Annotated in this window: 23 protein-coding genes and 1 other annotated feature; all 23 genes read right to left on the reverse strand. The window is 31.6% G+C overall.

Translation table 11 applies throughout. The features are described from left to right. Positions 1–6 precede the first annotated feature (6 nt). The gene (gene rpmF / locus FD06_RS04875; protein ID WP_054657201.1) at positions 7–186 is read right to left on the reverse strand and encodes a 50S ribosomal protein L32; all 180 of its coding nucleotides are present in this window, start codon (positions 184–186) and stop codon (positions 7–9) included. Between the two features lie 64 nt (positions 187–250). Continuing rightward, the gene (locus FD06_RS04880) at positions 251–787 is read right to left on the reverse strand and encodes a DUF177 domain-containing protein (RefSeq protein WP_056966443.1); all 537 of its coding nucleotides are present in this window, start codon (positions 785–787) and stop codon (positions 251–253) included. Between the two features lie 79 nt (positions 788–866). Next, positions 867–1,991 carry a nucleotidyltransferase gene (locus FD06_RS04885; protein ID WP_056966446.1) on the reverse strand — a complete coding sequence of 375 codons (1,125 nt, stop codon included), beginning with the start codon at positions 1,989–1,991 and terminating at the stop codon, positions 867–869. A 4-nt stretch (positions 1,992–1,995) separates the two neighbouring features. Continuing rightward, positions 1,996–2,733: a class I SAM-dependent methyltransferase gene (locus FD06_RS04890; RefSeq protein WP_056966449.1), complete on the reverse strand. Its 738-nt coding sequence runs from the start codon at positions 2,731–2,733 to the stop codon at positions 1,996–1,998. Next, on the reverse strand, positions 2,734–3,090 hold the full coding sequence (rsfS, locus tag FD06_RS04895; protein ID WP_056966450.1) for a ribosome silencing factor: 357 nt from the start codon (positions 3,088–3,090) through the stop codon (positions 2,734–2,736). It abuts the gene before it with no gap. A gap of 16 nt (positions 3,091–3,106) precedes the next feature. After that, positions 3,107–3,715: a bis(5'-nucleosyl)-tetraphosphatase (symmetrical) YqeK gene (yqeK, locus tag FD06_RS04900; RefSeq protein ID WP_054657209.1), complete on the reverse strand. Its 609-nt coding sequence runs from the start codon at positions 3,713–3,715 to the stop codon at positions 3,107–3,109. Beyond that, positions 3,708–4,298 (reverse strand): nicotinate-nucleotide adenylyltransferase, encoded by a 591-nt coding sequence (locus tag FD06_RS04905; protein ID WP_237757234.1) that lies wholly within the window; start codon positions 4,296–4,298, stop codon positions 3,708–3,710. The genes yqeK and FD06_RS04905 overlap by 8 nt, the downstream gene beginning before the upstream one ends. A gap of 9 nt (positions 4,299–4,307) precedes the next feature. Continuing rightward, positions 4,308–4,619 carry a YhbY family RNA-binding protein gene (locus FD06_RS04910; RefSeq protein WP_054657213.1) on the reverse strand — a complete coding sequence of 104 codons (312 nt, stop codon included), beginning with the start codon at positions 4,617–4,619 and terminating at the stop codon, positions 4,308–4,310. A 15-nt stretch (positions 4,620–4,634) separates the two neighbouring features. Beyond that, positions 4,635–5,768 carry a ribosome biogenesis GTPase YqeH gene (yqeH, locus tag FD06_RS04915; protein WP_056966451.1) on the reverse strand — a complete coding sequence of 378 codons (1,134 nt, stop codon included), beginning with the start codon at positions 5,766–5,768 and terminating at the stop codon, positions 4,635–4,637. Continuing rightward, on the reverse strand, positions 5,755–6,291 hold the full coding sequence (locus tag FD06_RS04920; RefSeq protein WP_056966454.1) for a YqeG family HAD IIIA-type phosphatase: 537 nt from the start codon (positions 6,289–6,291) through the stop codon (positions 5,755–5,757). Before FD06_RS04920 ends, yqeH begins: the two co-directional genes overlap by 14 nt. A gap of 106 nt (positions 6,292–6,397) precedes the next feature. Beyond that, positions 6,398–6,754, reverse strand: a complete 357-nt coding sequence (rplT, locus tag FD06_RS04925) for a 50S ribosomal protein L20 (RefSeq protein ID WP_054657215.1) — start codon at positions 6,752–6,754, stop codon at positions 6,398–6,400. A 28-nt stretch (positions 6,755–6,782) separates the two neighbouring features. Next, on the reverse strand, positions 6,783–6,977 hold the full coding sequence (rpmI, locus tag FD06_RS04930; protein WP_056966456.1) for a 50S ribosomal protein L35: 195 nt from the start codon (positions 6,975–6,977) through the stop codon (positions 6,783–6,785). Positions 6,978–7,010: 33 nt separating this feature from the next. Beyond that, positions 7,011–7,520 carry a translation initiation factor IF-3 gene (infC, locus tag FD06_RS04935; RefSeq protein ID WP_056966457.1) on the reverse strand — a complete coding sequence of 170 codons (510 nt, stop codon included), beginning with the start codon at positions 7,518–7,520 and terminating at the stop codon, positions 7,011–7,013. 35 nt (positions 7,521–7,555) lie between these two features. Continuing rightward, positions 7,556–7,682 (reverse strand) — a sequence feature (ribosomal protein L20 leader region). Positions 7,683–7,722: 40 nt separating this feature from the next. Next, positions 7,723–9,669, reverse strand: a complete 1,947-nt coding sequence (thrS, locus tag FD06_RS04940; protein ID WP_056966459.1) for a threonine--tRNA ligase — start codon at positions 9,667–9,669, stop codon at positions 7,723–7,725. A 285-nt stretch (positions 9,670–9,954) separates the two neighbouring features. Beyond that, complete coding sequence (dnaI, locus tag FD06_RS04945) at positions 9,955–10,884, reverse strand: primosomal protein DnaI (RefSeq protein ID WP_056966497.1); 930 nt, start codon at positions 10,882–10,884, stop codon at positions 9,955–9,957. A 14-nt stretch (positions 10,885–10,898) separates the two neighbouring features. Continuing rightward, positions 10,899–12,263, reverse strand: coding sequence for a DnaD domain protein (locus tag FD06_RS04950; RefSeq protein WP_056966461.1), 1,365 nt, complete (start codon positions 12,261–12,263; stop codon positions 10,899–10,901). Further along, positions 12,263–12,736: a transcriptional regulator NrdR gene (gene nrdR / locus FD06_RS04955; protein ID WP_056966464.1), complete on the reverse strand. Its 474-nt coding sequence runs from the start codon at positions 12,734–12,736 to the stop codon at positions 12,263–12,265. Before nrdR ends, FD06_RS04950 begins: the two co-directional genes overlap by 1 nt. A gap of 19 nt (positions 12,737–12,755) precedes the next feature. Further along, on the reverse strand, positions 12,756–13,346 hold the full coding sequence (gene coaE, locus FD06_RS04960) for a dephospho-CoA kinase (protein WP_054657226.1): 591 nt from the start codon (positions 13,344–13,346) through the stop codon (positions 12,756–12,758). Further along, a complete protein-coding gene (gene mutM / locus FD06_RS04965; protein ID WP_056966466.1) occupies positions 13,346–14,179 on the reverse strand; it encodes a DNA-formamidopyrimidine glycosylase in 834 nt (277 codons plus the stop codon). The genes coaE and mutM overlap by 1 nt, the downstream gene beginning before the upstream one ends. Before the next feature lie 27 nt (positions 14,180–14,206). Next, on the reverse strand, positions 14,207–16,855 hold the full coding sequence (gene polA, locus FD06_RS04970) for a DNA polymerase I (RefSeq protein WP_056966468.1): 2,649 nt from the start codon (positions 16,853–16,855) through the stop codon (positions 14,207–14,209). A 97-nt stretch (positions 16,856–16,952) separates the two neighbouring features. After that, a complete protein-coding gene (locus tag FD06_RS04975; RefSeq protein ID WP_056966470.1) occupies positions 16,953–17,651 on the reverse strand; it encodes a Bax inhibitor-1/YccA family protein in 699 nt (232 codons plus the stop codon). Positions 17,652–17,723: 72 nt separating this feature from the next. After that, positions 17,724–19,055, reverse strand: coding sequence for a UDP-N-acetylmuramate--L-alanine ligase (gene murC, locus FD06_RS04980; protein ID WP_056966472.1), 1,332 nt, complete (start codon positions 19,053–19,055; stop codon positions 17,724–17,726). 23 nt (positions 19,056–19,078) lie between these two features. Further along, positions 19,079–21,493, reverse strand: a complete 2,415-nt coding sequence (locus tag FD06_RS04985) for a DNA translocase FtsK (RefSeq protein WP_056966474.1) — start codon at positions 21,491–21,493, stop codon at positions 19,079–19,081. Between the last annotated feature and the right edge of the window lie 55 nt (positions 21,494–21,548).

The raw sequence follows: 21,548 nt of genomic DNA on the forward strand, positions 1-21,548 counted from the left end.
CTTTTATTAGTTATTAACTTTAATAACTTGTTTACCGTTGTAGAAGCCACAGTTTGGACAAACTACGTGTGATTTACGTAACTCACCACAGTTTGGGCAAGCACTTAAACCTGGGTTAGCTAATTTAATATGACCACGACGCATATTTTTCTTAGCTTTTGAAGTCTTTCTTGCTGGTACAGCCAATATAAAAACCTCCTTTTATTAAAAAATATCCACTAGTGAAAAATTTTATAGTCTTACCAAAAAATTACTTAAAGTAATCTTTTAATTTGGCAAGACGTGGATCAACTGTTTTATTTTCTGCCTTAGGATTACTATATTCTTGTTCGGAAATAACTTTCCAAAACTTTCCTTCGGGCATTTCTTTGCCCTCCTCTTCTTGAGGAGACAGAATATGCATTGGGATTTGCAAAATAATATTGTCAGCAACTGATTTATCAAAATCAATTTTTTGATTTTCAATTAAAAAAGCTACATCGCCAAGTTCTTCATACTTTTTAAGATTATATTGATCTTTCACATAAACTTCATCAATATTGAAATTCAAGTCTACATCAACTGGATCTAAAGATCTAGAAGATGGCACAACCATCTTGCCAGTAACTTTGGCGTTAACAATCACATTACCATCATCATAAAATACGTTAGCACTAACATCGACTGGATTAACAGATAAAATATATTTAGGATATCTTGCTAATAAATCTTGCTCTAAGTCAAGTTTTTCATCAACAGAAAGTGGAGTATCTTGATATTTAGATAGTTCATTCAATGACCATTTCATGTATAGTCCCCCTAATGCAACGATGTTTATTATACATATTACAAATATGCTTGTCAAGGTGTTTCCCTTGATAGCAAAATCACTTATAAATCAACGGAAAACGATATAAATCTTCATTTTCATGAGTAATCAAACTAATCATAAAACCAGCTTTATATTCGTATTTTAATTCATCATTTAAATTTTTTTTATTAGCTCTAGATATTATTGGTACATCAACAGATTTTTTGATTTGCTTTAAATATGTTCTACCTGTCTGATTAAATCCTAATATTCTAACATAATCAAAAATAGCATCATCTTTATAATTTACTAGGATATAACAACATAGTCGTCTTAATCTGGCATAGGTATATCTTTTCGACTTTATTTTTGACATAAATTCTTCAAAAGTATTAGAACTAGTAATTTCCTTTTTTAATTTAAATTCTAAGCCTTCATTAACTTGGTATACTTGTTTCAAGTCACTTAATGAAGAAGTAATTATTCGATACTTCAAGTATGGAAATAAGTCATCCCAGTTAATAAAATCATCAAAATTAAAATCATTATAATAACTAGGTAGATAGTCATTAAAGTTTTTCTTTTTATGAAAGATTGACGAACGAATAGCCGAAGCGCTAGAAATGTTTTTATGAATATTAAGCTTTAAGTCGTCATGCTCAGCTCCTAAGCGTTTAACTGGAAAAATTTGCATTGGATGTTCTAACGATTTATTAGCTACTGAATAATTCATCCCCAAAATATCATTGGGGCTAGAAATAGATTGACCGGTTTTTTCAAAAACATATTCTCGAATAGCTGATGCGTATGGCATACTAGATTTTAAATTATTTTTTATAGAATCTTGTATCTTAAAATTACCTAATTCTTTAAAATTGATATGATAATTTTCACACCCAAAGCTTAAATAATCACATTTTAAGTGTCCTAAAATGTTAACTGCATATTTAGCAAATAAATCTGCTGGCTGTACTGCACATTGAAATGGAAGTTCAACAACTAAATCGACGCCACTTTTGATAGCCATTCTAGTACGTGACCATTTATCAAATATGGCTGGTTCGCCTCTTTGTACCCAGTTACCACTCATAACAACTACAGTTAAATCAGCATTAGTTATCTTTTTTGCTTGTCTTAACTGATATAAATGACCATTATGAAAAGGATTATATTCAGATATTATTCCAACAGCTTTTAACATTTTATTAAATCACCTTATCGCAAACAAAAAACCATCGATCAGTTTTAATATCTATATCTTTTTTACCAAATTCTGCTGATACTTCAACGTTTTTAAAGCCCACCTTTTTAAGCAAGTCAACATACACACTTAAATCATACGTTCTTTCACAGTGAATTTCGTTAAATGAATCATAAGCATCAATCTCATCATTAAAAAAGAAGAATGCCAAGTCATGTTCTACCGAATGCTCATATTCGCCAATGTAGCTAGACCACATAAAAGCCCTAGTTTCATCATGATAGTTATACATATAGCCAGGATAGTAAACGTCTGTTTTATAAGGTGTTATTACATCAAATAAATATTTTCCACCCGAAGTTAAGTGATTATAAACATTTTTAAAGGCTAGCTCTAACGACTTTTCCGAATCCAAATAACATAACGAATCATCAAAACAGGTTATGACTTCATAGTCGTCAACACCAGATAAATCTAACATATTTCCCTCAATCAAAGGTAATGATAGATTAGATTCATTAGCATGCTTACTAGCTATTGATAACATGTCACTAGATAAATCTAATCCTGTCACATTATAACCATTTTCTAAGAGTAAACAGTCTAGTCGACCATTTCCACAAGCGACATTAAGAATGTTAGAATCTTTATCTACATGTTTTGCAACAAATTCAAACCAGTTATCATACATATCAGAATCAAAAAGTTCATCATAAAGTTGCGCGAAACTAGTATAAATCATCTATTCTTCTATCCAATCACTTAAATCAACTGAATCTGCGTCAGACCATAACTTTTCTAAATTATAGAATGCTCTTTCATCAGATTGAAATACGTGTACAATAACTTCTCCTAAATCAATTAAAATCCATTTAGCAGTACTTTTACCTTCAACCTGTTTAATGTAAATATTTTTTTCTTCTACGGCATCTACAATTTCATCTGCAATAGATTTAACTTGACGATTAGATGCTGCATCCATTATTACAAAATAATCAGCCATCAAGCTTACTTCTTTAACATTAAGTGCAACGATGTCATTTGCTCTTTTTTTATCAGCGGCTAAAACCACTTCTTTTAAAATATCTTTACTATTCAAATTAAAATCTCCTTTGTTATTTTACTTTAGAGTTAACTACCCACTCATTGTAAGTGTCAATTGTTTTTGGATACACACTTTTATTATTTGAAATCAAATAATCCAAAGTATGCTTAGTTTGATAAGCTACCCCTAGGCCTAAATTATTGAAAGTTATTTTTCTAGCATCATCGACTCCAGGAAAATCCCTTCCCATTTCTATATAATCAGCCATGTAAACAATTTGTTCTAATTTGGACATATATTTAGCACCCACAGTGTGATGTTTAACAGCGTTTAAAATATCTATATTTTGAATTCCTAATTCATGTTGAACAAATAAATATCCTACTTCGCCGTGCCAAATAGCATTGCCATAATTCAACAAATTATCGTCTAAATGATATTTATGGATAGCATTAATAAAGTCTTCATCAGGTCGTTGCTTTGCATAATCGTGTACTAGGCCACCAATGCTAGCTAATTCAACGTCAACATCATTTAGCTTAGCCAACTTGATAGCCATTTTTTCAACTCTTAAAACGTGTTCAAATCTGGACTGATTTAAAGCCTTTTTTAGACGACTAACTAATTCTTCACGACTCAATGGAACGATATTCTTTTTATAAACTAATTTATTATCGATAAATTGAATGCTCCTTTATATAAACATTAACATTTTCTGGAACCAAGTATCTAACGGATTGATTACGACTCAGTTTATTCCTAATCATAGTTGATGAGATATCAATTTCTGGAACATCAACCCAAGTAACTGGATAATCAGTCTTTGGAACATAATTAGCTCTTCGTACTCCAACAAAATTTACCAAATTTAGTAAATCATCAATTCGATGCCACTTAGGTAGATAATCAACCATATCTCCACCAATAATAAAATAATACTCATTATTAGGATACTTTCGACACAATTCAAGCATAGTTTCATAAGTATAGCTCTTACCTTTTCTGTTAATCTCAGACAACTCTATATCCAGATTATTGTTACCTTGTATAGCTAACTTAATCATATCTACTCTTAAATCAGCATCGATTGCATGTTTTTCATCAATATGTGGTGGGATATAATCAGGCATGAGATAAACTTTTTCTAAGCCTAAATACTCACATACTTGGTCAGCTATAAATAAGTGTTCATTATGAATTGGATTAAAAGTACCGCCAAATATACCAATTTTATGTTTACTGTTAGAACTTAAAGCAGTCAATATATCACCTTAAATATTTTTTACTTCTACCGAAACGATTTGATTTTCTTCATTATTAGAAGGTAGGAACAATAATAATGTTTTACCAATCGTTTGTACAACATTAATATCACTGTTAGATTCCAAGAAATTTTTTACATCATCGGTATCCACGTCAGCGTTTTGTTGAATATTGATTTTCACTAATTCTCTTTTTTGCAACACATCCAAAATTTGTTCTAACCAAATGTTAGTTAAACCATTTTTCCCAATTGAAGATACTGGTTTCATGCGATTAGCTTGTGATCTTAAATATCTTTTTTGTTTACCTCTAAGTTTCATAAATTCTCCTTTGTGTTAAATCATTGATTTTCTAATTAAAACTGAAACTCCTTTAGGAGCCCACCCAGCAACTACGACATTTTCAGGTACTGTTATCCAACCTAACCCTTCAATAACTAAATCACTTTTTTCAGTAGTTTTAAATTCATATCTAACTAATTTAGGAAAATCATTAGCATATGATTCATCCGGTGGTGTTAGTAATTCACCAAAGTGTTTGTCATAGAATTCATCAGCATTAATTAATTTAGTACGATGAATTAGCAAGTTATTTTCAACATAGACTGTAAATCCATATTTTTTGTCTCCTTGAACATAATCAAATCTACCAACACCGGCAAAAAACAAAGTTTGTTCTGGATTTAATTGATATACCTTAGGCTTAATTTGCTTTTGTGGCTCGACTATTTTCAAGTCCTTACCTTTTAAATAATGAGCCATTTGTTCTTTATGAATAATCCCTGGTGTATCAACTATTTTACTACCATCATCCAAATTAATATTAATTTGATCTAATGTTGTTCCTGGAAATTTAGAAGTAGTTATAAGTTCTTGAATTCCAGTATTTTGACGAATGATTTGGTTAATCAATGTAGATTTACCAACATTGGTAACACCAACTACATAAACATCTTTACCCTGACGATATTTATCAACCTTAACTAATAAATCATCTACTGATTGATTAGTTTTGGCTGAGACTAAAGCAACATCAATCGGCCTAATTCCTTGTTCGTTAGCTCTTTGGCGTAACCAATCTTTTAACTTTCTACGATTAAGTGATTGTGGTAATAAGTCTTCTTTATTACCTACTAATAAAACTTCATTATCACCAACAAAACGGTGTAATCCTGGAATGACACTACCATTAAAGTCAAATATATCCACGACATAAACGATTAAAGCATCAGAATCTCTAATCTTATTTAAAATTTTCAAGAAATCATCGTCAGTTAGACTAACTGGAGCTATCTCATTATAATGTCTCAATCTAAAACATCTTTGACAATAAATGTCATTATCTAATTCTTGTGCTTTGTTTAAAGCAGAAGTAGGCGTATAGCCTAATTCATCTGGATTGTTAGTTTGAATAAAAGCACCGCAACCTATACATTGTAGTTTATCTTCCATTTGGTTAGTTTCGCTCATCAATATCCTCCTGCCATGTCAAATTATTATACTTATCAAATAATTTTTTCCATATTTTTTTCTCAATAAAACGATTCAATTTAGTGTTCCAAGCATCACTAGGCAACACCGGTTTAACAAGTACACTTCTAACTCCAGCATTATTAGAAGCAACGACATCAGTTAAAAGTTGATCTCCAATCATTATAACTTGTCTACTATTCAAATTATATTTTTTTAGAGCTTTATTAAGTCCTGTTGGAAGTGGTTTATAAGCTCTAGCAATGTAATCAACTCTAAAGTTTTGAACCGCTTTACCTACTCTTTTATAGCTATTATTAGATATAATAACTAATTTAATTTCATATCTATCCAGTTCACTAATCCAAGATTTCAACTGATTAGTTCCATAAGTATTATTCCAAGGAATTAAAGTATTATCTAAATCCGTAAATACCGCTTTAATCCCCATTTTGTTCAACCTTGAAGGTGATATTTGATATATAGTTGGAATCATCCAAGTTGGTTTAAATTTAGATAACATTTTAATTTCTCCTTATTATAAAATATTATGTACAGCCGAAATAAATCGGCATATATTAATAAAAAAACTCCCACCTACTTAAACTAAGTGGTGAAAGTTCAAAAAATTATTTTACAGCTTTTTTAGCTTCTTCAGCTAATGAAGCAAATGCTTTTTCATCGTTAACTGCTAAATCAGCTAACATTTTACGGTTAACTTCAATGTTAGCAAGTTTTAAACCGTGCATTAATTTGCTGTAGCTTAAACCATTCATACGTGCAGCTGCGTTAATACGAGCAATCCATAATCTTCTGAAGTTGCTCTTGTTTGCACGACGGTCACGGAAAGCATATTCGCGTGATTTCATTACTTGGTCTTTAGCAGTTTTGAAAAGACTGTGTTTACCTTCACGGTAACCCTTAGCTTGTTTTAAAACACGTTTACGACGTGCGTGAGTGACTGTTCCACCTTTTACTCGTGGCATATTAAATTCCTCCCGATATTAAAAAATATTATTTGTGTAATAAATGTGTGTATTTTTTAGTCATAGTAGCACCAGTCATGCTTGTACCACGTAATTGACGACGTTGTTTCTTGGTTTTACCATGAAAACGGTGACTAGTAAAAGCGTTTGCGCTCTTTAAACCACCTTTAGCAGTTTTTTTGAAACGTTTTGCTATAGCACGGTTTGTTTTAATCTTAGGCATTAGAAAATATCCTCCCTTTTTATAGTAAAAAAATTATTTTTTATCGCTTGAATTAGGTGCGAGCATCAAGAACATACTTCTACCGTCCATTTTTGCTCGTTGGGTAACATTAGCAACATCTGATGTAGAATCTGCCATTTTGTTTAAAACATCACGACCAATTTCTTTATGTGTGATGGCACGTCCTTTGAAGCGAATAGATACTCTAACTTTTTCACCTTTGCTCAAAAACTTCTTAGCGTTTTTAAGCTTAGTGTTAAAGTCATTGGTATCAATTGTAGGGCTTAATCTAATTTCTTTCACACTAACAACTTTTTGCTTCTTTCTAGACATACGAGCTTTCTTTTGTTGTTCAAAACGGTATTTCCCATAGTCTAATATCTTAGCTACGGGTGGTTTTGCCTTAGGAGCTACCACTACAAGATCTAAGCTTGCATCTTCAGCCATTTTTAAAGCCTCAGATTTTGACTTAACTCCTAATTGATCACCGTTTGCACCGATTAAACGAACCTCTCTAGCTCTAATTCCATCATTGACCATCATATCGTTTGCTATGGCAATTCACCTCCAAGTAATTAAAAGCAGAAAAAGAGCGGATATATAAATATACCCGCTCTCAATCCCACAAAAAGTGGTTTTCATCCGAAAATTAGCCTAGCAATCTTAATCACTTAGGCGAGAAGCGGGATGCTTCTGCTTTTATGTTAACTATATGATAACAATTCAATGGATGATTGTCAATAAATTATTTATTTTTTCTTGAATAGTTACTAATATCTTCTTGAATGTTCTTAACAAAATCATTAATAGACAATTCTGTACTGTTATCTTCACCGTAACGACGTACAGATACTTTATCTGATGATGCTTCATCATCACCTACAACTAAAGTGTAAGGAACTTTATTAGTTTGAGCATCTCTAATTAAGTAACCCATTTTTTCATTTCGGCTATCTACGCTAGATCTAATACCTAAAGCAGTTAACTTATTATTAACTTTTTTAGCATATTCACCATGTTTATCCATACTTACAGGAATAACTTTAACTTGGTGTGGAGCTAACCAAGTTGGAAAAGCACCCTTGTAAACTTCGATTAGGTAAGCAACAAATCTTTCCATTGTAGAAACTAATCCACGGTGAACCATAACTGGACGATGTTCTTTACCGTCTTCACCAACATAATGAAGGTCAAACCTTTCTGGTAGCATGAAGTCTAATTGAATAGTAGACAATGTTTCTTCATTTCCCATAGCAGTGTATGTTTGAACATCTAACTTAGGACCATAAAAGGCTGCTTCTCCTTCAGCTTCTACATAGTCTAAACCTAATTCATCCATGGCACCTTTTAGCATGGATTGTGATTTATTCCACATTTCATCATCATCAAAGTACTTTTCAGTATTTTTAGGATCACGATAACTTAATCTAAAGTGGTAGTTTTCAATATCAAAGTCTTTGTAAACTTCAACCATAAGATGAAGAATTCGTTTAAATTCTTCTTTAATTTGTTCAATTGCTAAGAAAGTATGTCCATCATTTAGAGTCATTTCACGAACTCTTTGTAAACCGGAAAGGGCTCCTGATTTTTCATATCTATGCATCATACCTAATTCAGCTATTCGCATAGGTAATTCACGATATGAACGAATATGATGTTTAAAAATTTGAATGTGACTAGGACAATTCATTGGACGAAGTTCTAATTGTTCACCATCACCCATGTCCATTGGAGGAAACATGTCTTCACGGTAATGTGCCCAATGACCAGATGTTTTATATGCATCTAAATTCATTAGAACTGGTGTAATTACGTGTTGGTAACCATTAGCTAATTCCTTGTCAACAATATATCTTTCAATAACTCTTCTAACTGTAGCACCATTAGGCATCCAGTACGCTAAACCAGCACCTACTTTAGGATCAACAAAGAATAAGTCTAATTTGTTACCGATTACTCGATGGTCTCTTTCTTTAGCTTCTTGACGACGTTTTAAATCAGCTTCTAAATCAGCTTTTTTATAAAAGGCTGTAGCAAAAATTCTTTGAAGCATAGGATTAGAAGATTTACCTTCCCAGTAAGCTCCAGCAACAGATAATAGCTTAAATTCTTTAACATCTTTAGCAGATGGAAGAACAACTCCTTCACCTAAACTTAAGTAATCACCAATTTGATAGAAAACGACTTCATCACCATTAGCTAATTTATTAACTAACTTAGCTTGGTAAGGATCCCCATCAACTTGTTTTAAAGCATCTTCTTTGCTTAAAACTTTGCGTTCAATAGAAACATTATTTTTAACCATTTTACGCATTTTATCTTCTAAGGGTTTTAATTCATCAGCACTTACTTGAGTATCTTTTTTATCAGTATCAACAAAGAATCCATCTTCATCAGAAGTACTTTCACCAAATTCAATACCTACAAATTGATCTGCCAAAGCAGCTTTCAATAATTGTGAAGCAGTTTGTCTCAATACTTTTAGACCATCATCAGAATCTTTTGTGATAATTTCAATTTTACCACCGTTAGCTAATGGTTCATTGATACCATACATTTGACCATCAATTTTTCCCGCAACAGCTTTTTTAGCCAAACTAACAGCTATGCTTTTAGCAACATCTTCAACCGTTACACCTTGTTCAAATTCTTTTACACTACCATCTGGAAATTCAAAAGAAAGTTTAGACATATAAAATACCTCCTAAATTAAATAAAAAAAGCCCTAGCACTATTAAAGTACTAGGGACGTTATTAACGTGGTTCCACCCATATTTACTTACACAATAAATGTAAGCCTCATGTAAAGCCAATTAAGGCATATATAATTTTTTTGAGAAGTGGTAGCTTAAAATCAACAATTAAGAAAACTTACAGTTAGTGTTTTCTCTCCCTTTAATTGTGAAGATTAAGTCATGTCTTCTTTAACTAACATTATCATCATTTTTTAATAAAATGTCAAGGCTTAATAAAAAATTTATTGTGGTCTTCTATTATCACCTGTCATCAAGCATTCTTTAGATAGAAAACGAATTCTTTGCATAATTCTTTTAGCCTTCAAAGGTTCATCATCACCACGATTGTTAACACTTAAATGTTCTTTTTCTAATTTTTCCATTGAAAAATTAGAACTAAAAAAAGTTGGTAAATGATTTTGCATCCGCCATTCCAATATGACTCCTAAAATGTCATCTCTCACCCAAGAAGACATTGAATCAGCACCAATGTCATCAAGCATTAGAATTGAAGATTTCTTAATTGCGTCAACTTTATCAGCTACATTATTATTGCCAATAGAATTCTTCATTTCAACTGCAAAACTAGGGAAATGCAACATAGTAACATCCACTCCGTTTTCGGCCAACTTATTAGCAATTGCACCCAATAAATAAGTTTTTCCAATTCCAAAACTACCATACAAATATAGACCCGGTATCCATTGATTAGTTTTATGATAATTTTTGACAAAGTTAAGTGCTTGTTCCAAAACATTAAGTCTAGAAGAATTTTCATCCATATCAAAATCATGCAAACTAGCATGTTTAACATCTTTAGGCATCATTAACATTTTAATTCGATTTTGTAATTGTTTTTGCTTTCTAGAATTAATGGTTTCTTTAGTTGGACGATAAGATACATCTATTAAATGATTATTTAACACAAGTTTTGGTTCATATCCTGGAATGGTACTATTTTGACCATTTTTTATTTTACTTTTTTCAGTAACGAACTCATAAAGATTTGATAGTGATTTAACGATGGCATCTTTGTCTAATGATTGTTTATTTTGTTCTAAAAAAGATTGAACATCACTATCATCTAAAGCATGATGTACAAGTTTTCGATAACGATCCGAAGCATTTAGCTTGCCCATCATATTTTTCATACTTTGACTAACACTTTCCAAATTAACACCACCAATCATTTATTATTATCTAATTCTTCCAATTCTAACTCTAGTTGACGCTTTTTATTTTTATCAATCGGCTTATTATTTTTACGCGGATTATAATCATCCCTAGCCCATTCTGGCAACGACTCTTTAATTTGCTTTATATTGCTATTTTTATGAGTACTAAAAGATTTCTTATAAGATTTTGTTTGAGTTGATTTACGATTTCGGATATATTCAATTGCACCAGCAGCACTACTGATATTATTTTTGGCCCAATCGTTAGCAATTGTATCAACTAAATTTTTATTTAAGCTAGCATTACCTTGGTCTATTAAAATATGATAAGTAATCATATTGATAACTTCTTTAGGTAAAATCATCCGATGAACTAATTCACGCAAAATTCTTTCTTCGTTTGAAGAAACATAGCCTTTATTTAGTTTTTTCAACTGATACAAAAAGTCAATCGGTGCATAAAAATCGGCTGACTTAACTAAGCCTCTTTCGACTGAACTTAGTTTAACTGTCTCGTCTTTTGAAGCCTTTTTAGGCACTTTATTAAGTTTAACGTTGTCAAATTGCCTCGAAACTAACAGTTTAAATTTATTCACATCAAGATTGTTAGTATTGATATTAGTTGCTTTTTCGACGAATTTAGAAGTGCTAATTTCATCAATTCCATATAATAAATGTTCTGACAAAATTAAATCATGACTTTTTTTCACACTATCGAGATTTACATAAGATTGGCTTAAGATATCTAATAATAAATTAAAGTCAAAGTCTTTTACATCATTCACTATCTTGTGTTTAGTATTATTATCATCTGAAAGACTAGATCTTATTTTTTTAGTAACATCAGGAGTATTAGCAAGGTCATCTTTTTTAACGACAAAAACGTCTAAAAAGTTTTTAGAAATGTCTTTTAAATCATTACTGCTATAAACCTTTTTAATCAACTTAGTGCCTAAATCATAGTATTGTTTCTCACCAATCATTTGAAGCAGCGTAATGCTTAATAAATCATCTTTGAAGAATTCCTTAACATCTAATGGACTAAATAATTTATAAACATATATGTTATTCAAAGAATCAGTTGCTTGAACGTATGTTTTTAATAAACCTGCACCTTCTAATTTTACTCTGGCATCATAGAATTCTGATAAATCAATATTCAATAAAGACAATAATTCAAAATTGTTTTTAATTTGAAATTTTTCATTATCAGATTCCATTCGCCAAAGTATATTAACCAAAGCATAAGCGGTCTGACCAATTATTGGTTGATATAACAAGTCTAAGGTCTTTCGTTGTAAGTCTGAAATATAGTCAGTAGCAGTAACAATAAAACTAGCGTTGGGACTTATCTTTCTCCATTCACCGTCAACCATTATTTATCACGTTTCTTCTTGTCTTTTTCCATAACACCTTTAAGTTCATTATAAAAGACTGTCATGTCTTTAAATTGACGATAAACACTAGCAAATCTAATGTATGAAATTTCGTCAATATCAGCTAATTCGTTCATAACATAACTTCCAATGATTTGGCTTGAAACTTCATTATCGCCAGTCGAACGAATTTTATTCTCTACATGGTCTACAATGTTGGTCATTTCACTCATCGGAACAGGTCTTTTTTCTGCCGATCTAATAATTCCGCGAAGAATTTTTTCACGATTAAACTCTTCACGATTGCCATTACTTTTGATAACTAGTAGCGGAGTTTCTTCAATCTTTTCAAAAGTGGTGTATCGATAACCACAACTTTCGCACTCTCTTCTTCTTCTAATCACTCTACCATTTTCAGTTGGCCTACTATCAATAACTTTTGAAGATTTTTTATGACAATGAGGACATTGCATTTATTTCACCTCAATATTTTTATAATTTATTTAAAATATTTAAAAATTTAGATCTAGTATCTGATATTAAGCCATCAGTATTAATGGAAAAATCAGATAGACTTTCTTTATATTCAATTGGCCACTGATTTTTAATAATTTTAATGGCTACGCTAATTGATATCTTATTTCTATTTGTTAAACGCTTTAGCTGTTCTTCTGGTGAACAATAAACTGTAATTATCTTATCACAAAATAACTGATACCCATTTTCAAATAATGTAGGTGCATCCAGAAATAAAAGATTTATTTCTTGACTTTCAGCTCTCCTAATTTCTTCACTAATTTGTTTTCTTATAAAAGGATCAACTATTCTGGTCAATCGTTTCAATTTATTTTTATTGCTAAACACTGTTCGGGAAAGCTTTTTACGATTTAATTCACCATTAGATAATAGATAGTCATTTCCAAAGAAATCAATAATGGCTTGCAGCCCCTTACTACCTTTTGATTGAACTGTATGTGTAATTTTATCAGCATCAATAATTTGATAGCCTAATTCTGCTAGATAGCTAGAAACAGTAGATTTACCAGTAGCAATACCACCTGTTATTCCTATAATCTTAGTCATTATTTTATTACCTTAATTTGACATTTCGGGCAAAAATGAGTTCCACGTTGTGCAACTACAGTTTTTTCAATTTTACTGCCACATCTAAAACATGGTTGCCCTTTTCTTCCATAAACCTTGAGCTTATCTTGAAATTGACCAGCTTCTCCATAAGCATTGGAATAAGAATGGACCGTGGTTCCATGTCCTTTGATTGCATTTTTCATTTCTTCAATAATATTATTTCTCAGCGATTTTATTTCATCATCACTAATTAGTGAAGTAGTTGTTTCTGGATGTATTTTGCTCATCCAAAGTACTTCATCAACATAAATATTACCTAACCCAGCTAAGTGGCTTTGATTTAATAAGAACGGCTTAATCTTGCCTCTAGATTTATTCATTATCTTTTTAAGATATTCAAAGGTTAAATCTTGTTCAGTCGGTTCTGGCCCGAGTGTTCCTAATCCTGACAATGTATGTTCTTCTCCATTGTGAATTAAATACATACGGCCAAATTTTCGACTATCATTATATCTCAATTCTCTATCGTCGTTTAAATGAAAAATAATATGCGTATGTTTACCTGGAGCAGTCCCCTCAGTTTCTACGTCATATTTACCTTCCATTCTGAGATGTGAAACTAATGTAATATTATTATCAAATCTAAATAGTAAATACTTACCTCGGCGATCGATTTTAATTATTTTACGACCAGCCAAACTATTTTTAAATACCTCAGGTGCAACGTTAATCATTTTAGGATAAATAACTTCTACCCTGTTTATTGTACTTCCTTCAACTAGGTTAGTTAAACCAGTTCTAACTGTTTCTACCTCTGGTAATTCAGGCATTTTTATAACCTCGATTCTTATACTCTTCTACTTAAGATCATACCAATTTTTACCGTAATGACTTTTAACTTTTAAAGGTACATTTAACTTAACTGCAGAATCCATAATTGATGGAACTATCTTTTCTAATTTAGGTATTTCATCAACTGGGGCTTCGAAGATAAGTTCATCATGAACCTGTAATAACATTTTAGCATGCATATCTTTAATTGCTTCGGCCATGTTAATCATAGCTATTTTTATAATATCAGCGGCACTACCTTGAATTGGACTATTAATAGCTGTTCGTTCTGCAAATGAACGTTGATGAAAATTCTTAGAATTAATTTCAGGTATATATCTTCTTCGATGTGCAATAGTTTCTACATAACCATTGGCTTTAGCTTTTTCGACTGAGTCGTCCATGTATTTTTTAACGCCTGGATATTCAGCAAAATATTTATCAATAAATTCTTTAGCCTTGGCTCTCGATATGCCAGTATTTTTAGCCAATCCAAAGTCTGAAATACCGTAAACGATTCCAAAATTAACCGCTTTAGCTTGCCTTCTTATATTAGGTGTAACTTCATCATTAGATGACAACCCGAAAATTCTACGCGCTGTGGAAGCATGAATATCATCATTATTCATAAATTCTTCTTGCATATTAGTATCGCCAGTAATTGATGCTAAAACCCTTAATTCAATTTGCGAATAATCTGATGAAAAAATTTGCCAGTCCGACTTATGTGGAACAAAAGCTTTTCTAATCAATCTACCTTCTTCAGTTCGCACTGGAATATTTTGTAAATTAGGATCCACTGATGATAATCTACCAGTTTGTGTCAAGGTCTGTAAATATCTGGTATGAACTTTATTATCACTATCATTAACAACTTTTAAAATTCCATCGACATAGGTAGATAATATTTTAGACAGTTGACGATAGTCTAATACTTTTTGAACAATTGGATAGTCAGGAGCCAGCTGTTCTAACACATCAACCGCAGTGGAATAACCAGTTTTAGTCTTTTTAATAACCGGTAAACCCATTTTTTCAAAAAGTATAACCCCTAATTGTTTAGGAGAACCTATATTAAATTCTTCATTAGCCATGTTATAAATAGACTGTTCAATTTCGGATATACGCTCTTTAAGTTTACTACCCATATTAGATAAATATTCACTATTAACAGTAATCCCATTAATCTCCATATCAGCTAAGACAAAAGTAACTGGCAGTTCAACGTTATGATATAAATCTTTCTGATTATGGTCTTTTAGCTTATCAAATAATGGCACTTTCAAATCATTTATTGCTTTAGCTTTTTTAACTAAATGTGAAAAGAATTTATCATCGCTGTCAGGAATGGAACGTTTAGCTCCCTTTCCATAAACTTCTTCATCGGATTTAACATCATAGTAATCGTGTAGATTAGCTATTTTACCTAAATCATTACTATTATCATTAGTATCTAATAAATATGAAACTATTAACATATCAAAATTAACTGATTTTAGATGAATGCCTAAACGATTAAGTCCAACGTAAGTACGTTTGGCATCAAAAACATTTTTAGTAACCTTTGAGTTTTCTAAAATACTTTTGATTGAGGTACTTTTTAACATTTCAATATCACGACTTACATACCAATCGTTACCATTGCCTAATACAAAACCAACAATAGGTGCATTATGGTAGTTATCACCATCCATCTCTAAATAAAACGTACAATCATTGAGATTGATATTTGATAAATCATCAACGTTTTGCGTACTTAGCGCATGATAGTTAACAGAACTATCATCTACTTCATGGGATGAGTTTAATTCTCTTAAAAATTTTCTAAAGTTCATTTTCTGATAAAATGTGACTAATTCATCAACTTGGTCACCTAAATAAGGAACATCCTCAATTCCTATTTCTAGCGGAGCATCTCGTTTAATAGTAGCTAATTTTTTGCCTAAAAACGCATTTTTCTTACCTTCAATCAAGTGTTCTTTTAACTTCTTACCACTGATTTCGTCAATATTATCATATAGTTTTTCAATACTTCCGTACTGATTAATTAACTTTAAAGCTGTTTTAGGACCAACTTTTTCGATTCCTGGATAGTTGTCAGAATTATCACCTTGCAAAGCTTTAACATCAATAATTTGATTAGGCGTTATATTCATGTTTTCCATAACATAATCAGCATTATAATGAACAATGTTAGATGTACCAGTTTTAGAGATGCTTACCGTAACCTTATCAGAACAGAGTTGGGTTAAATCTCTATCACCAGTAACGATGGTAGTTTCATATCCCATATCTTCAGCCTGCTTTGAAAGCGTACCGATAATATCGTCAGCTTCATAGTTTTCTAATTCATAGCTTTTAATTCCCCTAGCTGAAAGTAATTTCTTCACACCATCAAACTGTTCTATCAATTCATCAGGTGTCTTATGTCTGCCACCTTTATAATCAGCATATAGTTTGGTTCTAAAGGTAACTTTCCCAAAGTCAAAAGCCGCCAAAGCCATATCTGGATGTACCTTGTCTAGCATAGTTTGTAACATGTTATTGAACCCATAAATTGCATTCGTATGTAATCCTTCACTATTAGTAAAACGATCAATTGAATGATAAAGTGCATAAAAAGCTTTGTATAAAATACTGTTACCATCAATTAAAAGTAATTTTTTGTCTGCCATAAATATCTCCCTCAAAGCTTCTAAATTAGTTATAGTAATTTTAACATTTTTATCTATGTAATAAAAAAATGGTGTTATTAAAACACCATTTTTTTAGTTAATCTCGGTTATCTCCTAAACCAAATAATTGTAGTAGTTGTAAGAAAAGATTAACAAAATCTAAATATAGGATAAGTGCCCCGTTAATAGCTAAACCACTATCTGAAACTTGTCCATTATATTGATTATATAAATTTTTCATTTTTTGTGCATCGTAAGCTGTCAATATCGTAAAAATTCCAACTGTAATGATTGATAACACAATTTCAAATAAGCTAACTTTCAAAAATATATTAATTATGCTAACTATTATTACAGCAATTAAAGCTGAATAAGCTTGAGTCCCTAATTTGTCTAAATTCTTTTTAGTAACTACACCTATAAATGCCATAATTATAAAGTCAGCTGCAGCTGTAACGAAGGCAGAAAATATTGTAGCACCCGTATAGGTTAAAACTATTCCCGAAAAAATAACTCCTGTTAGCGACGCAAAAATCATCAGCTGTATAAATCCAATTACTGGATTTTTAAGAGATGTAGATTGAATAGTCATGGAAAGAATAAACCAAACGATGAACGCCAATATAGTTTGAATACCACTTAGTGTAACGTGATAAACGCTTCCTGTTACATAGGCAACTAAACCTGAAACTAAAACTGAAAGTGCCATCCAGCCATACATTTTAGTAAGAAATTTATTTAAACCAAAAGCATTGTTAACAATTTTTCTATCAGTTGATTGATCATAATTGTTCATGCATGTTCCTCCTTGATTTACACTAATCTTATTAAGAAACATTTTATCAAAACAATAATAAAAGGCAAGTAATTAATTCAACTTGTTACTTAAATGACTTAACAAATCTTCATAAATTTTTTCGTATTTTTGAATATCACCAGCACCCATAAAGATTACAACTGCATCGTGGTAATCCAATAATGGTGACATGTTTTCTGCCTGAATTAATCCACCATCTTTAACAATTTTAGCCTCTAAATCTGCACTAGAAACCTTTCCAGATTTTTCACGTGGTGAACCATATATTTTTGTTATATAAACTTTATCAGCTTTATTTAAACTTTTAGCAAAATCATCTAAATAAGCAATCGTTCTACTGAAAGTATGTGGTTGAAATACCGCAATAATTTCTTTATTTGGATATTCTTGTCTTGCTGCATCCAAAGTAGCATCAATTTCAGATGGATGATGAGCGTAATCGTCAATGATAGTCATATCTGCCACTTTTCTTTGTGCAAAGCGACGCTTAACTCCACTAAAGGTTTCTAATTCACTTCTAATTTCATCCAAATTATCATGTTCAAAATATGCAACAGCAATTACTGCTAAAGAGTTTAGTATATTATGTTCACCATACATATGAATATTGAACTGACCTAAGTCTTTACCTCGATAGAGTACATTAAATTCTGATCCAGTAGTACTTTTTCTGATATTAACTGCTCTAAAATCATCATCTTCATTTACACCATAGTAGTAAATTGGAACATTAGCTTTAATTTTGCGAAGATTTTCATCATCTCCCCACGCAAAAATACCTTTTTTAGTTTGATTAGCAAAAGTTTGAAATGCATCCCTAACATCATCGATGCCAGTATAATAATCAGGATGGTCAAAATCAATGTTTGTCATAATAGCATAATCAGGCTTAGTAGCTAGAAAATGACGACGATATTCATCTGCTTCATAGGCAAAGAATCTAGCATCAGGAACTCCCTTACCACTTCCATCACCAATTAAATAATCAGTTGGTGCAATACCAGATAGTACGTGTGCTAAAAGACCTGTTGTACTAGTTTTACCGTGAGCTCCACAAACTCCGATACTAGTATGGCCTTCAATCATTTTACCTAAGAATTCATGGTAACGATATACTTTAAGACCCATTTCATGAGCTTTTTTAATTTCTGGATGGTCATCTTTAAAAGCATTACCAGCTATTACTATTAGTCCTTCATGGATGTTTTTTTCGTCAAATGGATAAATATCAATATTGGCTTGTTCTAATCCTCTTTGAGTAAAAGTATATTTTTCAATATCAGAACCTTGCACTTTATAGCCACGATCATTAAGAATTAAGGCCATAGCAGCCATTCCAGTACCTTTAATTCCAACAAAATAGTAAACATCATTTTTATTCATTATTTACATTTCCTTTCGGCAAATTAAATATTTAATTTTTTGTAATCTTCCTCGCTAAGATATACATCACGAGGTTTGGAACCATGCTGACCTGAAACATAATTATGAGTTTCTAAGTCGTCAATTAAGGTTGCAGCTCTATTATAGCCGATTGAGAACACTCGTTGTAGTTTTGAAGTTGAAATTGTATCTTCTTTTGAAATATATTTTAAAACTTCTGGCATCAATTCATCTTGTTGTTCTACTTGGCTAACTTTTTTCAACAATGATTTAGGTTGAAAAGCATAATTTGGCTGACCTTGTGATTTTACTGCTTCGGTAATTTGTTCAATTTCTTTGCTGGTAATAAATGTTCCTTGTAAACGCATAGATTGACTAGAACCATTACCTAAGTAAAGCATATCTCCTTTACCTAATAACCTTTCAGCCCCTGCAGTATCTATAATTGTACGCGAATCAACTTGACTTGAAACCATAAATGCCACTCTAGTTGGAATGTTATTTTTAATAGTCCCAGTAATAACATCAACACTTGGACGTTGAGTAGCAACAATCAAGTGAATACCCGCTGCACGTGCCTTTTGAGTAATACGAACAATGTAGTCTTGCACTTCAGCAGAGGCAACCATCATCAAATCAGCTAATTCATCAATTACAATTAAAATATAAGGCATCTTTAAGCCATATTGTTCATGTTCTTCTGCCATCTTATTAAATTGTTCAATATTTCTAGCTCCAGAAGCTGCTAATTTCTCATATCTTTGATCCATTTCTTTAACCGCCCAATTTAGAGCTGCTGAAGCTTGCTTAGCATCAGATATAACTGGAGAAATCAGATGTGGAATGTCATTATAAGGAGCCATTTCTACAGCTTTAGGGTCAATTAAAATCATTTTTAATTCAGCTGGTGTCGCTTTATATAATAACGAAACAAGTAAACTATTTAAAAAGACACTTTTTCCTGAACCAGTAGCACCGGCGATTAATCCATGTGGCATTTTTCTCAAATCAGTAACTTGAGGTTTACCAGTTAAATCTACTCCCAAAGCTACCGTCAATGGATTTTTATTTTTACGGAATGTATCGGAGGATAGTACCTCTGATAACATTACTGGACGTGGTTTAGGATTAGGTATCTCAATTCCCACTGTCGTTTTACCTGGAATAGGAGCTTCTATTCGTATATCTTTTGCTGCTAAAGCTAATTTTAAATCATCAGTTAGGTTTGTTATTTTATTAACCTTTACCCCTAGTTTTAACTTAACTTGAAACTGGGTAACTGTGGGTCCATTATCCCAATCAACAACATTTGCTTTAACATGAAATGCTTCAAGGGTTTCATCCAAAATTTCAGCTTGATTTTCAATCCAGTCATCTAATCCTTCATCATCTTTAGTTTTAGGTTCATTCAAAATTTGCAAAGATGGATATTGGTATTCACTATTATCAACGCTTTTTACTGGTTTATCTTTAAATAAAGCCAGGTCCTTTTGAGCATCTTGTTCTTCATCTAAAATTGAGTTTAAAGAATGGCCTAGCCCACTGCGATGAACATTAAGTTTACTCTGATTAGTTTCCGAATTATTCGAACTATCATCAGCAATATTTTTAGCATCCGAATTGTTAGTTTCTATTTCGCCTATATTATCTTTTTCATTAGCTAACGCATTACTTTCAGGTTTCTCAAATGTTTTCGTAGCATCAGATGTCGAAGTTTCTTTTTCATCTTCAGTAGAAACGTTTGAAGCCGTGTCTTCTTCGTTTGATATGTTACTGTCTAAAACAGAATTATTTAGTGCTTGGTTTTGAGCATTAGTATCACTCTCTGAATCTAAGCTACTTACTTCAGGTTCATAATCAGTTTCTAGCACTTCTTTATCAATAGTTTCATCAACTTTATCAGTGCTTTCAGAAATATGTTGATTGCTTTCGATATCGTCATTGTGCAATTTTGGTTCATCATTTTCACGATTAGTGTCATCGTATTCATTAAGATTATTTTCTTTATCTACTTTTTCAATAGTTATTGAAGGAGTATTAATATCGTTAACTTGAAAGACGTCTTCATGAGTGTCATCGAGTAATATAAAAGTTTCTGCATCTTTTAGTAGCTGTTGCTTTAGCTCAGTATATTCAGCTGAAATGGGCTTTTGATAGTAATTAGGCTTAATTTCTTTTTGTTCGTATATTTTAGTCGGTTGAAACGCAGCAACTCTTTTAGCAATTGGGTTGTCTTTAGCTATCGATTCCGAATATCCATTAGTTTTTGAGCTAACTGGTTTTGATGATTTCAAAGCTTTATTACTTTTCTGTTTAATATCATCAATTTGTTTATTAGATTGATTAATAACTTGTTTTGCCGTACTTTTTTTAGTAAACATATTTGCATTATTTATGGGATACTTTCTGAAAAAAGCCGGTCCATCATAATGATTCATATAAAAATCATCCTTAACTCTATTAAGATTTTATGTACAGGAAAGCCATAAGCTT

This window comes from Apilactobacillus ozensis DSM 23829 = JCM 17196 (genome assembly GCF_001435995.1).
GTDB lineage: Bacteria > Bacillota > Bacilli > Lactobacillales > Lactobacillaceae > Apilactobacillus > Apilactobacillus ozensis.

Bases quoted from the DNA above. Each gene is read 5' to 3' on its own strand.
- FD06_RS04880 (WP_056966443.1), bottom strand. From the start codon at position 787: ATGAAATGGTCATTGAATGAACTATCTAAATATCAAGATACTCCACTT.
- FD06_RS04885 (WP_056966446.1), bottom strand. From the start codon at position 1,991: ATGTTAAAAGCTGTTGGAATAATATCTGAATATAATCCTTTTCATAAT.
- FD06_RS04890 (WP_056966449.1), bottom strand. From the start codon at position 2,733: ATGATTTATACTAGTTTCGCGCAACTTTATGATGAACTTTTTGATTCT.
- FD06_RS04910 (WP_054657213.1), bottom strand. From the start codon at position 4,619: ATGAAACTTAGAGGTAAACAAAAAAGATATTTAAGATCACAAGCTAAT.
- yqeH (WP_056966451.1), bottom strand. From the start codon at position 5,768: ATGAGCGAAACTAACCAAATGGAAGATAAACTACAATGTATAGGTTGC.
- FD06_RS04920 (WP_056966454.1), bottom strand. From the start codon at position 6,291: ATGTTATCTAAATTTAAACCAACTTGGATGATTCCAACTATATATCAA.
- rplT (WP_054657215.1), bottom strand. From the start codon at position 6,754: ATGCCACGAGTAAAAGGTGGAACAGTCACTCACGCACGTCGTAAACGT.
- rpmI (WP_056966456.1), bottom strand. From the start codon at position 6,977: ATGCCTAAGATTAAAACAAACCGTGCTATAGCAAAACGTTTCAAAAAA.
- infC (WP_056966457.1), bottom strand. From the start codon at position 7,520: ATGATGGTCAATGATGGAATTAGAGCTAGAGAGGTTCGTTTAATCGGT.
- thrS (WP_056966459.1), bottom strand. From the start codon at position 9,669: ATGTCTAAACTTTCTTTTGAATTTCCAGATGGTAGTGTAAAAGAATTT.
- FD06_RS04950 (WP_056966461.1), bottom strand. From the start codon at position 12,263: ATGGTTGACGGTGAATGGAGAAAGATAAGTCCCAACGCTAGTTTTATT.
- nrdR (WP_056966464.1), bottom strand. From the start codon at position 12,736: ATGCAATGTCCTCATTGTCATAAAAAATCTTCAAAAGTTATTGATAGT.
- coaE (WP_054657226.1), bottom strand. From the start codon at position 13,346: ATGACTAAGATTATAGGAATAACAGGTGGTATTGCTACTGGTAAATCT.
- mutM (WP_056966466.1), bottom strand. From the start codon at position 14,179: ATGCCTGAATTACCAGAGGTAGAAACAGTTAGAACTGGTTTAACTAAC.
- polA (WP_056966468.1), bottom strand. From the start codon at position 16,855: ATGGCAGACAAAAAATTACTTTTAATTGATGGTAACAGTATTTTATAC.
- FD06_RS04975 (WP_056966470.1), bottom strand. From the start codon at position 17,651: ATGAACAATTATGATCAATCAACTGATAGAAAAATTGTTAACAATGCT.
- murC (WP_056966472.1), bottom strand. From the start codon at position 19,055: ATGAATAAAAATGATGTTTACTATTTTGTTGGAATTAAAGGTACTGGA.
- FD06_RS04985 (WP_056966474.1), bottom strand. From the start codon at position 21,493: ATGAATCATTATGATGGACCGGCTTTTTTCAGAAAGTATCCCATAAAT.